Here is a 14958-nt window from a genome sequence, read left to right as displayed (position 1 = left end):
ATACTGTCGCCGTTTTATTGGAAAATTGTTTTTAACCGCAGGGTGCGCAAAGATCGCCGAGAAAAACCGGAAAGCGAACAACCCTATTTATAATTTCTCTGCGGTTAATGCTTCGTTGAAATTTAGACAAAGGGAATACATGCAGATGCTTCGCAAAACCATCGCAATTTGGGTGATTTTTGGGGTGATGATCGGGCAATCGCTGGTTGCGGATGACAACACCGCCGACAATCCGGCGAAAAAAATTATCGAGGAAGCTGCCAAAAACGGCAACAAAAAGAAGTTCGATGACGCCGTTGCCGGTTTCGCCAAAGCGCAGGAAATCGATCCGGAAAATCCGCTGATTGAACTGGGATTTGCCATCGCCAAAGATGCGCAAAGCGAAACGCTGGACAATAACGCCGCGAAAGAAATTTTCAAAGCGATACAGGAATTTGAAAAAGGCAAGCCGGACAAAGCCGTAAAAGCCCTGGACAAAGGCATCAAAAAGCAGAAAGATTACAGCAACGGTTGGTATTTGCGGGCATTTTTCAACGAAACGCAATCCAAAACCGACGATGCGCTGGCGGATTACGCGAAAATTCTCGAACACAATCCGGCTGACCAAACGGCGCTGCTGCGCCGTGCGCAATTGCTGGAACGCAAAATGGAAAACGGCGCAGCTATCGATGCGTATTCAAAATTGCTGGCAATCGACCCGGAAAACGCCGAAGCGCTCGCCCGTCGCGGCGCGATTTACGAGCAACTGGGCGATCAGGAAAAAGCGTTTGCGGATTTCGAGGCATCACTCGCCCGCCGCGCGGATGCGGATTTGGCTTATCACATGGGCGAAATTTATTTGCGGGAGCAAAAATATAAACCGGCGATCACATATTTTACCCAACATGTGCAAATCGATACGGGTTCGGTGTTTGGCTATTTGAATCGCGGTGTTGCGTATTACGAAAGCGGAAAATACAATCTGGCAGTGGATGATTTTTTCGATGCGCTGGAACGCAATCCGCGGTTTACGGACGCATTTTATTATCGCGGAATGGCATATTCGGAGCTCAAACTATATCAGGAAGCCATCGCGGATTTCGACAAAGTGATTGAAATTGACGAGAATTACGCGAAAGCGGTTTACCAGCGCGGACGGGTGCAGCACCTTCGCGGGCGTCGCAAATCGGCGATCGCCGATTACGAAAAAACCCTCGCGATAGATGCAACATTTGCTAACGCCGCCTATTTTAAAGCGCTGGCTTACGATGAATTAAACCAGAATTCCGCCGCAAAACAGGCCTTCGAACATTATTTGGCGATGGTGAACAATAGCAATTCCGAGCAGGCGCAATATGCCAAAAAGCGCATCCGGGCGTTGAAATAAGCGGGATGCTTCTGTTGCAGCCAAGGCATAAAGAACGCAAAGTGTTAAAAACTAATTATTTGTATCACATTTTAACACTTTGTTCCTTTGCTGCAAATGTGGTATTTCTGATCAAGATCAATATTATTTTTGAATCACACTTTGGATTTCATCTCTGTTATTCTGATAGATTTCCCAAAATCTCTTGCTTATTTCCACTGTTTTTTCTAAAGTTAGGGCTAACGCAAACGGAGTCTGCACCACATGTTAAGATTTGTCAAATTACCCTTGTTGAGTATGATTTTGGTGTTGTATAACATGATGTATTTTTCTTTCGGCGGTGACATGTCGCTGATGATGAGCAACGAACTTGTGGGCGGCTTCCTGTTTTCCGGGATGTATTTCTCGCTGGTTTTGGAAGATGCGTTGGTAATGTTCGGCATTGTGTTGCTCTTTTTCGAAATTGCAAAATCGACCAGCACCAGCCGTTCGACAACCGTTGAGCACATTTTCTCGATGTTCATTTTCATCATATTCCTCCTCGAATTTATTTTGGTGCCGAGTTTTGGCACACCGGCTTTCCTCATTATCACGCTGCTGGCGTTGGTTGATGTGCTGGCGGGATTCACCATTTCCATTTCTTCCGCCAGAAAAGACATCAACGTAACTCGCTGATTTTTCAATAGTTACACCACCGTGTCCACAAAGAAAAAGGTGCGAAACCATGCGCTCATCCATTTGGAAAAACACCATATTTTTGCTGATTATTTTGCTGCTGCCGGTTGTCGGAAGCGCCCAAACCGAACCGCCAGTGGGCTTGTTGTTACCGGGTGATTTTCACGGTGATGATGTGCAAATACCCGAAACCACAGGCTGGTGGGCGCTTTGCGCCGATGGTTTGCTCCAAAAAACTACCCTTTCGCTAACTGCCGTTCACGACGAATGTGTGGATGGCGCAGATGAAAAAAGCGGGTTGCGGATCGCGCATTCCGGCTGCATCGATGCATTGGCGCTGCTCAGCGACGCACCGTTTTTCGCGGAGGACACGCTGCCGGTTTGCGATATCGATCTGCAAAACGGGCAGGCAACGCTATTGCTCGGCGAACGCCAATTTTCGCTCACCGAACAGCCGTTCGGCGAAAACGGATACCAGCTCGTATTTGGCGACGGTACCCGCAAACAGGTTATTTATCAAACCGAATGGAGCGAAGAAGGCGGCTGGCAATTGCTGTGGTCCGGCGATTTAAACGGCGACGGATTGCCCGATTTGCTGCTAAACGCAACCCACAAATACAGCGTTCAAACGGTTCGGTTATTTTTATCCGGTTCATCAACCGACGGTATTCTCCGCGAAGTTGCCACATTTCGCACGACTTCCTGCTAATTCACGCTGATTCCTGCTACCACAATTGATAAATATCAACATCGCTTAACTTAATTCGGCTATATTTACCCGAATCTCAATAATACAGGGAAAAGGTAAGGGATAAATCCATCAGGGATGATTGTCCGAATCTACTAAACCGGAGAAAAAATATGACCCGGCAATCCTCAAAATTGCTGTTGGTGGGGTGGTTATTGATATTGGGCGCATCATCCTTTGGGCAGGGTAATGCAGATGCAAATTTGTTTAACATCGAACGTTCGCAGGAAACCTACGTTCCCGGCGAAGTTTTGGTGAAATTCAAAAGTCAGCTTGGCATTCGATCCGTTGAAGGGTTGTTGAGCGACAAAGGCGTGAAAGCGCAAAAATCCTACGAATCGATTGGCGTGGTGAAATATACGATGGACGGACCATCGGCGCGGTCGGTAGATGGCGACAAAATGGCAGAGCTGCTCGACGAGTTGCGCAGCGATCCCAACGTAGAATACGCCGAACCGAATTATTATGTGTACGCGCTGGAAACAACGCCCAACGACAGCCGTTTTGGTGAACAATGGGCGCTAAAAAATACCGGGCAAAGTGGCGGCACCAATGATGCGGATATCGACGGAACCGATGCGTGGGACACCCAACGCGGCAGCCAAAGCGTGATTGTCGGCGTCATCGATACGGGTATCGATTACAATCACCCGGATTTACAAGCCAACATCTGGAAAAATCCCGGTGAAAGCGGCAACGGCAAAGAAACCAACGGCGTGGATGACGACGGCAACGGATTTGTGGACGACTGGCGCGGCTGGGATTTCGCCAACAACGACAACGATCCGTTTGATGATAACGCCCACGGCACACATTGCGCAGGCATCATCGGCGCGGTGGGCAACAACAATCGCGGCGTTTCCGGCATCAACTGGAACGTCAGCCTGGTCGGTTTGAAATTTTTGACCGGCAGCGGTTCCGGCAGCACATCCGACGCCATCGATGCGATTTTATATGCCGTTCAAATGAATATTCCCATTCTCAGCAACAGTTGGGGCGGCGGCGGATTTTCGCAGGCATTGGCAGATGCGGTCGAAGCTGCCAATCAGGCCGGCATTCTGTTTGTCGCAGCGGCTGGCAACGAAAATAACAACAACGATTCGAACCCGAATTATCCCTCCAATTACACATCGGAAAATGTGCTGGCTGTAGCATCTTCCGACCGGCGGGATATTCGCTCCAGCTTCTCGAATTACGGCAAAACCACAGTGGATCTGGCTGCGCCGGGATCGGATATTCTCAGCACCACGCCAAACAACAACTACCAATCGTTTAGCGGAACATCGATGGCAACGCCGTATGCGGCGGGAACGGCTGCGCTGGTGAAGGCGCAATATCCGAATATCAATCACATCGCGCTGAAATACCGGTTGATGGGCAGCGTCGATTTCGCGAGCGATTTTGTGGATCGCACCGTTACCGAAGGCCGGCTGAATGCAGCCAAAGCACTTTCCGGCAATCCGTTGATTACCACCGAACAACACGAGGATACCAACGACAACCAAACGCCATACACCATCACCGCATTTATTGTGGATGACGGCAGCATTACCAACGCAACGCTGAACTACTCACTCAGCGGTTCCGGCAGCGGAACCGGCGCAGTTCCAATGACGGCAAACGGCGTTAGTTACACCGCCAATATCCCGCCGCAGGCGATCGGCACAACTATCGAATATTCTGTAAAAGCGACGGATAACGCCAACAACAGCACCACCGGACGGATGCTGGCATTCGACATCACCGGAACACCACCGCCCGGAAACGGTGGCGGCGGATTGTGCGGCGCATCTGCAATGACGTTAAATTCCGGTCACCTTGGGCTGGACCTTTTCGCGACCGTGTTTTTTAACCTGATGATTTTTATCGGGTTACCTTACTTTTTATTCAAACGTCGCAAATAAATTTTCCATCGGTTCACGGATTTCAGAAACGCTGCCGTAACGCTTAGTCACGAACTTTTGCGATACGGCAGCGTTTAATTTATTCCGGTAATTTTTCGCCGGAAGTTCATTTCCGGTGAAAACCGGACGTATCAACAATCACGAAACGAGGAGAAGAGCGATGCGAAATTGGTCGAATAGAGGGGTATTGGTGCTGATTCTCGCGATGCTCACCGTTGCCTGTTCACGGCGCGAAGTTTCCAAAAATGAGGAATTGCCGAAACCTGAAGACAGCGCTTCAGACAGCAAAGCGGCACCGTCAAATATGATTATCAAAAAATTGCAGGTTATCGAAATCGATTCCGTTGGCGTCAGCAGCAACAGCGCCGCGTTTAAAGTTACCGTTCAAACACCGGATATGTGTTGGAAATTTTCCCATTTTGAAGTTGAGAAAACAGACACCGGACGACTGATCACCGTTTTCGGCAAACGCGATCCCGGTGATATGTGCGCACAAATGATCAGCAGTTTTGATGCAAATATTACCGTTGATGTGCCGGAAGGCGGCACATACGAATGCAAATTCTGGTGCGGCGATAGCGAAATGATGAGCAAATCTGTGGAAATCCCCGATTAAACCGGCACTAATTCTCCACAATTGAAACATTCATATAAAACGCGGATCACACATGGTCCGCGTTTTTTTTGTCCGAAAAACCCGGTTAACACAAGCCCCAAAATGTCAATTTTTCGAAACCACTTGGAATTTTTTTGGCGCATATTATCTTATATTTCCACAATAACTGCAATGCGGATTCGTTAAAATGCCTCGTTGCAGCTGAATGCGAGCCGGTAAATAGCGGCCGGACATTGTGGCTGCCGATGTCTTTATTTGCGGTTTGAAAATGAGACACCGGTTTTTTTATACCCAAGAAACTGGAACAAAGTTTATCAATACACCAAAACGAATGGAGCAATACATGGCAAAACTAATTCCGAACGAGAACTCGCCGCCGTCACCAATTGAGCGGATGCTCAGCCCGATTCAGGAATTTTTGAAGCTGGAAACTTCCGGCGGTATTTTGTTGATGCTGTTTACAGTCATCGCCCTGGTTTGGGCGAACTCACCATATAGTGAAGCTTACCAACATTTGTGGCAAACGCCGTTCACCATTGGGTTGGGTGATTTTGTGTTGAACAAAGCGCTCATTTTGTGGATCAACGACGGATTGATGGCTATTTTCTTTTTCGTTGTCGGGCTGGAAATTAAGCGCGAAGTATTGCTCGGCGAGCTGTCGTCGGTTCGCAAAGCGGCGCTGCCGATTGCCGCTGCCATCGGCGGGATGGTGGTTCCGGCACTATTTTACATCCTGCTAAACGCCGGCACGGAAGGCGCCGTCGGTTGGGGAATTCCCATGGCAACCGATATCGCATTTGCATTGGGCGTTGTTGCGCTGCTCGGCAGCCGCGTTCCGCTGACGCTAAAAATATTTTTGACAGCCGTTGCAATTGTGGATGACATCGGTGCGGTATTAGTGATCGCACTATTTTATACTGCCCAAATTTCGTGGGGAAGTCTGGCAATCGGATTTGCGTTGCTGGCCGTAATGTTTTTGATGAACCGGCTGGGTGTTCGGCACACGCTGGTTTATGTGCTGCTGGGCATCGCGATGTGGGTGGCATTTCTGAAATCCGGTGTACACGCCACCATCGCCGGTGTGCTGATGGCATTCACCATTCCCGCAACCACACGGCTGAACGCCAATCAATTTGTGGATGGCGTGAGCAATGCGCTGGCATATTTCCGCGATGCACACAATCCCGGCGATGATGTGATCATCAACAGCAAACAGCAACACGCGGTTCATTCGCTGGAAATTGCCTGCGAAAAAGTGGATACGCCCATGCACCGGTTGGAGCACGCGCTGCATCCGTATGTCAGCTTTTTTATTGTGCCGGTGTTTGCGCTGGCAAACGCGGGCGTGACGCTCAGCGGCGATCTCGGTGCGGCAATTTCGCATCCGGTGAGCCTCGGCATCATTCTCGGATTGATCCTCGGGAAGCAAATCGGGATTACGTTGTTTTCGTATCTATCTGTAAAATTTGGGTTTGCGGATTTGCCGGAAGGCGCAAGCTGGCAGCAGATTTATGGCATCAGTTGTCTGGCGGGCATCGGTTTTACGATGTCGCTGTTTATCGCGAATCTGGGCTTTGGCGAATCGTATTATCTGACGTATTCCAAAATCGGGATTCTCAGTGCATCGCTGATTGCCGGGCTGATCGGCTGGGTGATTTTATATCGCACCGGCAATGCTGCGAAATCGTAATGTTAACGGGCTTGCAGCAGCGCAACCAGCCGTTGCAAAACCGGTAACCGCGATTGATCGAGATTGCTGTTCCGGAACACTTTTCCGGCAATGCTGAAACCGAGTAAAATGAAAATGAACATGATCGTCCCGGTGATGTAATACTCCATCACCGGTGGCGGTGCTATCGGCGTGCGAATGACCATCAGCGCCGGCGAAAAAACCGGAATGTAGCTGAGGAAACGCACCAAAATCGACGCCGGCGAAAACAGCACATACACCACCAAAGCCAGCGGCAACAACACAACCGCATTCAACACAAACAGCAGCCGGTACATTTCCGATTTCCGGCGGCTCAGCGCACCAACGGTAATATACCAGGCGCCAAACAGCAAATATCCGAACGTGTAATACAGCGTAAACCATCCAACATATTCCCAATCGAGAAACGGCACCGCAATACTGGAAAGCATATTTAGCTGAATCAGCAATCCGGCAACCAGCGTTCCGGCTAAAATTTGCACGATGCCCAACAGCCAGATGCCCAGCGATTTTCCCGTAACAATCTGGAAGGTGGAAGCGCTGGCGATGATCAACTCCGCCATTCTGCGGCTTTTTTCCGTGTGGATGGAAATTGCCAAAAACATGGTGGTAGTGAGCAGCACCACCAGAAAGCACACCAGCAAAATAACCGGCGCAATATAAGTTTCTCGAACGCTAAATCGATATTTTGCAGAACCTTCGGCGAGCACTTCTTCGATAATTACCGGACGCATCATTTCCTGAATTTTATCCACCTGAAAATCGCTTTGGCGCATCCGTTCTTCCACCAGCAGCACTTGCAATGCATGTTCCAGCGGTTGCAGGCTGGCAACGTTGCGCGGCTGGCGGGAGTGAAATTCTACTTTTCCATCGAAAAATTTTGGCGGATTGATGACAATGTAACCGGAAATGCGTTTGGTATTCAATAGGCTGTCCGCTTTGCTGAGGGTTTCCTTTCGCATGAGCGTATCCACCCGGACGGAGAGGCGTTTGCCGGTTTCGCGGGAGAGATCGAGCTGTTCGCGCGTTGCGATCAACTCATCGTATGATTCGCGAAGCAGCCGGGTTTTGGTGGGCGAATCCGGGCGGCTGAACAAATATTGGCGGCGTTCCTGAACTTTGTCGTACGCGCTGTAAAGGCTGTCCAGCGCATGTTTTAACGCGTCGCGTTCGATGATGTCCATCCGCAACGCATCGCTGGTATCGGGCGGGATAGATTCAATCAGCAATTTGCCGAACCGGGTGTTCGTCTCCATTTCCGCGAGCAACCGATCGGAAAGCATCTCGCAGTAATGCGTGGTATCCAGCGATACGCACCCGATTACCTGGCTTTGGTTCGCCTGCGATGTTTGGTAATAATATGTCGGCATTAACAGCAATGCGGCGGCAACAACCGGCGCCAGAAAAGTAACCAGCCAAAATCGCCGGGTTTTCAGAAACTGTTTCCACTCCCAAAACGCAATGACAAAAATGCGCCTCATTATGTTCACTCCGATTACAAATTCGTCATTTGGTTGACAATTTCGCGCAGCCCCGGACGGCACACTTCGATCCGCGTGGCGTTCACCGTTTTTACGATAACGTCCAGAATTTTTTGCGGCGGCACTTTACTGTCCACAAACAACTGGGCGCTGCGATGGTTTAATACATACTGTTTTACGCCGTAAATGCTTTGCAGCGATTCCAGGTTTTCGTGCGCAAAAACTTCGATCATATTTTCTTTGGAACGATTGCGGATTTCGGCGAGGTTGCCCTGCAAAAGGGTTTGTCCGTCCTGCAACACCAGCACATCGTCACACAATATTTCGGCTTCGTCGAAATCGCGGCTGGCGAGAATGAGTGTTTTGCCTTCATCCCGGAAGCGCTGCACCAGTTTTCGCACCAATTTTATGAATCCGGGATGCTGCTCCAAAAACGGCTCGTCCAAAATCAGCAAATCCGGATTGTGGATAATTGCCAGCATCACCGCCACTTTCTGGCGCATTTCTTCGGTGAGCAAATGCACTTTGGTATCCATTTGATCGATGATTTGAAAGCGGTCCATCAGCCGGACAGCTTCGACACGGGCTTTTTTGCGGGGCAAATTTTTGAGCTGGGCAAAATAGATCAGCAACTCGTTTACAGTGTGATTTTTCAGCAAACCGCGCCGCTGCGGTAAATAACCGGTTGCGTCGCGCACTTTCGGGCTGATCATCCGTTCATCAAAACTGACGCTGCCGCTATCCGGCGGAACCAGCTCCATTAACATACGCAATATAGTGGTTTTGCCCGCATTTTCGGCGCCAAGAATACCGAGCACACGTCCGGGCTGCACCTCAAAAGATACGTTTTCGACCGCTGTGCGCTCGTTAATTTCCTTGCATAAATTTTCTGCTTTAACGTGTATCATACCGTTCCGGGATTTGAAATTTCCACAAGTTCAATCTGTCCGTTTCCGGCGCTCAACACTTCATCTGCAAAGCTTTGCGCCGTTTCTTCGGGCACACGAATGATTGACCGAACCACTTCTGTAAATTGCGAATCTACCCATTCGCCGTTGAATTTTGATACAAGATAATGAATATTTCGTGAAAAATGATACGCATATTGCAAAGAATATATTTGATAGCGGACAAGTTTTTCGCGGGGGGAAATTTGTATGGTTTCCTCCGCGCATTGGGAATACGCGCGAATTAATCCGCCGGTGCCCAGTTTTATTCCGCCAAAATGGCGCGTAACCACCAGCACACACTGCACCAACTGGTATTTTTCCAGCATCGCCAAAATGGGTTTTCCGGCAGTGCCGGATGGCTCGCCATCGTCCGAATAGCGCCATTCGTCCGCATCGATCCGGTAGGCAAAGCAGTTATGGGTGGCATCGTGATATTTGCTGCGCAGCGTTGCAATTACTTCTTCGGCAATGTCGCGGGTTTCTGCCGGCAGCAGCGATCCCAAAAATACCGAGCGTTTGATGCGCAATTCGTGAAATACCGGCTGCGTGATAATAAAATTTTCAATTTCCATGAGCAAAATGTTGCATTTTAGCAAAAATATACGCCCGGGGAATTCATGTTGTCAAGCGGTTCGGCATTTGCCAATCGCCCGCAACGGCGTAAGTCGTTTTTTAGAATAGACTTTAAGCTGGTAATCAGCTATATTTATCAGACCGGATGTATTGAGAACAGACGCCAAAAACCACATTTTTAACCGCCGAAAGGTAAAATATGCGAAAATGGATTGTTGCCGCCATTGTTATCCTGGCTGTTGTATTGCAATCTTGCGAAAAAATGGATTTACGAAACAGCGAACAACAATTAACGCATATGCGAAACTCCCGCGTTATCAACAAAAGCCAGATGACCCACTGGTTAAAACATTCAAACCCAAATATTCGGCTAAAGGCGGTGGAAACGTTAGGCATTGTCCAGGATGCTGAGTCTGCGGCGCTGCTGGAGTACTGTTTATTTGATCCCGATACCAGTATTCAGGCTGCAACTATTTTTGCACTGGGACAGATGTTTGATCCGGCTTCGGAAGAGCTGTTGCTGAGGGCGTTGTTTCATCAACAGCGCCGGGATAATTATTTTCGCGTGTACGAGGCGCTCGGAAAATCGGGCAGCGAAGTGGCAGCCACAAAAGTGGGCGAATTCCTGAAATTCCGTGATATCGGCATTCGCAAAGCAGCCACAAAAGCACTGGCGGATATGGCGCTGCGGAATATTTTTCCGGAGGAATATCCCTATCTGCTGCATCAAATATTACGGGAAGACGACCCGGAAACCAGCTGGCGGGCAGCGTACGCGCTGTATCGCATGGGTGCGCTGCGCTCGTTTGCAGATTACGATTTTGCGATCACCGCCAAATTTCCCCTCACCCGTTATTATGGCTTAAAAGGCATTCAGCGAATCATTCAGCTTTCGCGCTCGCCGCGTTTTCAGGAGTTGAAAAATGAACCGGATTACGCGCCATTTTACAAACGCATTGCATCGCGCCAGTTCCGGGATACCGTTGCAAATTTGCTGAACGACCCGGAACGCTACAACCGTATCGCCGCGCTGCAAGTGTTCGAATTGTTGAAAGATGACAATTATCTGAACCGGTTGACGCCGCTGATCGAAAATGAACATCCGCAAATCCGGCTGGCGGCGCTGCACAGTGTTCGCAGCATCAAAAATCGCACAACCGAACGGCTGTTTGAAAAAATGGCGACATCGCACGAGGACTGGCGCATCAAAGGCGAATCGCTGATTGCGCTGGCCACAATCGCGCCGGCCAAAGCCATGAAAATGATTCGCAACGAAGCGATACAATTTCCGTGGCCGCAATCGTATTACACCATTGTCGCGCTGGACAGCATGAAATCCGCCAATCCCGCAAAACCGATTCCCGAAGAAACAGAAGCCACGCAACTGCTGGTTCAGTTGGCAGAGGGCGAACCCATCGGGCAAAGCACCGTTGCGCTGGAAGCGCTGATCGGTCGGAACACGCCACCGTCCATCGATTATTTTATGAAGAAAATGCAGCAAGGCGATCTTGCCCAAACCACGATTATCGCCAACTATATCGCATTGATGGACGATCCGCGCCCCGCGCAAACCGTTCAACCGTTGATGGAAATGTTCGCTAAATTTGAAGCGCCACAGGATTTGGAAGCGATGGTTGCCATTATTGTTGCGCTGGACAGCATGCACACCAAAGAAGCCGAATCTTTTTTTGAAGAACGCTTGAAATCGCCGCACGCACCCATTCGTTCGACTGCGTTAAAAGCATTGTTCACTCTCACCGGGAATGAAAATCGCAAATTACCGCCGGTGGATGCGGTTTCCGGATTGCGCACCGATTTCAAACCGCTATCGCCGGACACGCTGTATCGCGTTCGCATTCAAACGGACGCCGGAGAATTTACCATCGAGCTGGATCAATACAATGCGCCGGTCACCACCACCAATTTTGTTCATTTGATCAACAGCGGTTATTACGATGGCATTTTATTTCACCGGGTAGTACCGGCATTTGTTACGCAGGTCGGCGATCAGCGCGGCGATGGCTGGGGTGGTCCCGGCTACGCAATTCCCTGCGAATACAACGAAATTCCGTACGAACGCGGCACCGTTGGCATGGCGCTGGCCGGAAAAGATACCGGCGGCAGCCAATGGTTTATCAGCCACATGCAACAGCCGCATCTCAACGGAAAATACACCGTTTTTGGCAAAATTATCGACGGAATGGACGCTGTAGAGCGCATCCAGAAATTTGATGCCATCAACACTATTCGCATTATCAAACAACCCAATACAACCCAAATTCAACCCTGATTCGCAATCAGAAAGCGGAGGCGTTATGAAACAAGCACTTTTCACATGTTTTACCGTTTTGGCAATCGGATTCTTTTGTTCGGTCGCCGCGCAGGAAATGGTGGAAGAAGGATCGACCGGAAAAATGTTCCCGGCAAGTGTGCAATTTAGTTACGACGGCGCAGATTATGCACTGAACCTGACCGGCACAACTGTTCGCAAAAAGTTTGTTTTCAAAGTGTATGGCGTGGCGCATTATATGGATGTTTCCGGAAAAATGAGCGAAAAAGAAGCATTGGCCAAAGCGCTGGAAGATGGCGTTGCCAAACAAATTGTGATGGATTTTTCCCGCGATGTCGGCGCAGATAAAATTCAGGGCGCCTATCGCGAAACGTTCGAAAACAACACAACCAAAGCGGAATACGCAGCCATTGAATCGCTCGTAAATCAATTTATCGGGTATTTTAACGAGGAAATCAAAGAAGATCAGCAGTATGTATTGCGCTGGTTGCCGGGCGGCGTGTTGCTCACCACCATCAACGGTGTGGAAAAACCAGCCATCACCAACGCGGTGCTTGCCCGCGCGCTGTGGTCCGCATGGTTGGGCGAAGATGCCATTGTTGATCGCGAAAATCTGGTCAGCCGGATTGCAAATTAGCACGGCCGCAAAACGATTGTTTTACAGGTGATCTCGCCCGTTAGGAATGGACTTTCGATTATTTGCGCCTCATCAACGAAGCTGGCAGGAATATTGCTACTTTTTGAGATTGATACGGGAGAACGGTTGGAACGACCGTCCTCCCGTCTGTTTTGCGAATATTCGACTAATGACTGAGGCAAAATGCGCGTTCTATTTCTTTCTTTGACAATTATTCTGATGGCGGCAAATGCCGCAATCGCCCAAAAAGCGATCGATGCCCGTGCGGCGGGCATGGCTTTCAGCAACGCAGCGGATACCCGTGGCGTTGAATCTGCCGGATCGAACCCGGCGACGTTGGGACTAAAAAACGATTTCCGGTTGGAATTTAACCTGTTTTCCGCGGTTGCGTCCATCAGCAACAACAGTTTCAGCAAAAGCCAGTACGATCGCTATTTCACCACCGGCGATCTGCTCAGCGATGGCGATATCGATGATATTTTGAACGCCATCCCGGCATCCGGGCTGCGGGCGGACGGACAAGCGCGGCTGAACTCCCTCTCCATTTATCTCCCGAACTTCAGTTTTTCCGTTTTTGGCGTCGGCGATGCCAAATTGAATATCCCCAAAAGCGCGCTGGAACTACCCCTGCAAGGCAACAACGAACTCGGCAGGGTGTACAGTTTTGACGAAGCCGATGGCGCCGATTGGGCAGGAATGGGCATTTCGGTCAGTGGTGCGCAATCCATTCGCTGGAAACGGCTACCATTCGATGATATTATTCTTGGCGCAACCCTTACCTATTATCGCGGTTTTGTTTTCGATGAAATCGAAAGCGCCGACGGGCAACTCCGCAATTTTGACCTGAACAGCAATCCGTATATTTCGCTCGATGGCGAATTATCGCTGCTCTCCGCCAATGGCGGCAGCGGCGTCAGTCTGAATTTTGGGGGATTGGCCGTCGTCAATGAAAAGATTACGGTTGGGCTGGCGTTTTTCAACTCCATCAGCCAGATGAACTGGAACACAGACGCCGAGCGGCGGGTGCTCGCCATTCACGCGGACAGCATCAGCCTCCCGTTCAATTTGGAAGATGACCGGATTGTGGATACGGAAAACGTCTTTCCGCTCAACTCATTTTCCACCCGGTTGCCCGCAGTTATGGACTGGTCTGTGGCATATTCGCCACAACCGGATGTTACGCTCACCGCAGAATGGGAACAGGGGTTAACCGCCCAAATGAGCGGCACACGCCGCGCCCGCGTTGCGATTGGCGGGGAATATCGCGGTATTCCGGTGTTGCCGCTGCGTGCCGGATTTACCGTTGGCGGAAAAATGGGATTATCGCTGGCCATTGGCGGCGGCATCGATCTCGGCAACTGGTATCTGGATATTGCCTATCTCAACCACCGAAAACTCATTCCGGGGGATTTTAAAGGGATGGGACTGGCGCTTACTTCGCGCCTGCGTTTTTAGGCATCACTGTTCATGCGACGCTTGCGGCAATTTTCCCGGATCGGAATTTGCACCACCGACAGCCGCAACGATTTCACCAGCCGGAATTCGGCCAGATTGCAGATTTGCGCTGCATCGCCTTTGGCGATAAAATGATTCCCGGTGATCGTCAAAAAAGTGACGCCGGAATCACCCAGCACCTGACACAACCGGTTGTTTAACGGCAGCTCGCACTCACCCACAACCCGGATTGCATTTTTATTGATTAATTGGTTTTGGCTATCTAATGCCAGCGACAAACGGACTTTTAACGGTGCATCACATTTCGTTTGATACGTCGACCGGTCAACAACCGCAAGCGGCAAGCAAAAGAGTATCCACAGGAAGAACCACTCCACCATATCCGTACCCTCATTGATGATGCGCATTTGATCCCACACAAACGCCAATCACCTGTCTCTGAACCCTCCGTTAATATAGCAGAAATTATCAAAATATCCAGTCTGCGGGCGAAATTAGCGAAAAAAAATACATCACGATAAATAAACGGACATACCTTTTGCATTTGCTTTTGCAGCGCACAACCGTATATTG

13 protein-coding genes are annotated in these 14958 nt (G+C 49.7%); 9 read left to right on the top strand and 4 right to left on the bottom strand.

The annotated features are described in order from the left end of the window. Positions 1–115 precede the first annotated feature (115 nt). The 6 genes from H6629_08875 (at position 116) to nhaA (ending at position 6978) form a co-directional block, all read left to right on the top strand. Positions 116–1366 carry a tetratricopeptide repeat protein gene (locus tag H6629_08875; GenBank protein MCB9067906.1) on the top strand — a complete coding sequence of 417 codons (1251 nt, stop codon included), beginning with the start codon at positions 116–118 and terminating at the stop codon, positions 1364–1366. Positions 1367–1609: 243 nt separating this feature from the next. Next, positions 1610–2020, top strand: coding sequence for a hypothetical protein (locus H6629_08870; GenBank protein ID MCB9067905.1), 411 nt, complete (start codon positions 1610–1612; stop codon positions 2018–2020). Positions 2021–2069: 49 nt separating this feature from the next. Next, a complete protein-coding gene (locus H6629_08865) occupies positions 2070–2729 on the top strand; it encodes a hypothetical protein (GenBank protein MCB9067904.1) in 660 nt (219 codons plus the stop codon). A gap of 152 nt (positions 2730–2881) precedes the next feature. Then, complete coding sequence (locus H6629_08860; protein MCB9067903.1) at positions 2882–4672, top strand: S8 family serine peptidase; 1791 nt, start codon at positions 2882–2884, stop codon at positions 4670–4672. Between the two features lie 160 nt (positions 4673–4832). Beyond that, positions 4833–5288 carry a hypothetical protein gene (locus H6629_08855; GenBank protein ID MCB9067902.1) on the top strand — a complete coding sequence of 152 codons (456 nt, stop codon included), beginning with the start codon at positions 4833–4835 and terminating at the stop codon, positions 5286–5288. Positions 5289–5631: 343 nt separating this feature from the next. Then, positions 5632–6978: a Na+/H+ antiporter NhaA gene (gene nhaA / locus H6629_08850; GenBank protein MCB9067901.1), complete on the top strand. Its 1347-nt coding sequence runs from the start codon at positions 5632–5634 to the stop codon at positions 6976–6978. A 2-nt stretch (positions 6979–6980) separates the two neighbouring features. On the opposite strand, the gene H6629_08845 is transcribed toward nhaA, so the two are convergent. From H6629_08845 to H6629_08835, 3 genes are read right to left on the bottom strand one after another with little or no spacing between them, the layout of a single operon-like run. Continuing rightward, the gene (locus H6629_08845; GenBank protein ID MCB9067900.1) at positions 6981–8480 is read right to left on the bottom strand and encodes an ABC transporter permease; all 1500 of its coding nucleotides are present in this window, start codon (positions 8478–8480) and stop codon (positions 6981–6983) included. A 14-nt stretch (positions 8481–8494) separates the two neighbouring features. After that, positions 8495–9388, bottom strand: a complete 894-nt coding sequence (locus H6629_08840; GenBank protein MCB9067899.1) for an ATP-binding cassette domain-containing protein — start codon at positions 9386–9388, stop codon at positions 8495–8497. Next, positions 9385–10002, bottom strand: a complete 618-nt coding sequence (locus tag H6629_08835) for a YigZ family protein (GenBank protein MCB9067898.1) — start codon at positions 10000–10002, stop codon at positions 9385–9387. Before H6629_08835 ends, H6629_08840 begins: the two co-directional genes overlap by 4 nt. A 200-nt stretch (positions 10003–10202) precedes the next feature. Here H6629_08835 and H6629_08830 point away from each other — a divergent pair, with 200 nt between their 5' ends. The 3 genes from H6629_08830 (at position 10203) to H6629_08820 (ending at position 14385) form a co-directional block, all read left to right on the top strand. Beyond that, on the top strand, positions 10203–12293 hold the full coding sequence (locus tag H6629_08830; GenBank protein MCB9067897.1) for a peptidylprolyl isomerase: 2091 nt from the start codon (positions 10203–10205) through the stop codon (positions 12291–12293). Positions 12294–12318: 25 nt separating this feature from the next. Next, on the top strand, positions 12319–12930 hold the full coding sequence (locus tag H6629_08825; protein ID MCB9067896.1) for a chalcone isomerase family protein: 612 nt from the start codon (positions 12319–12321) through the stop codon (positions 12928–12930). Between the two features lie 183 nt (positions 12931–13113). Further along, positions 13114–14385 carry a hypothetical protein gene (locus tag H6629_08820; GenBank protein ID MCB9067895.1) on the top strand — a complete coding sequence of 424 codons (1272 nt, stop codon included), beginning with the start codon at positions 13114–13116 and terminating at the stop codon, positions 14383–14385. Here the strand turns inward: H6629_08820 and H6629_08815 are convergent. Continuing rightward, positions 14382–14792 carry a hypothetical protein gene (locus tag H6629_08815; GenBank protein ID MCB9067894.1) on the bottom strand — a complete coding sequence of 137 codons (411 nt, stop codon included), beginning with the start codon at positions 14790–14792 and terminating at the stop codon, positions 14382–14384. The genes H6629_08820 and H6629_08815 overlap by 4 nt on opposite strands. Between the last annotated feature and the right edge of the window lie 166 nt (positions 14793–14958).

It is taken from the genome of Calditrichia bacterium, from assembly GCA_020634975.1.
Lineage (GTDB): Bacteria > Calditrichota > Calditrichia > RBG-13-44-9 > J075 > JACKAQ01.
The sequence above is the reverse complement of the archived record's forward strand: the minus strand, read 5'-3'. Positions and strand labels throughout refer to the sequence as shown.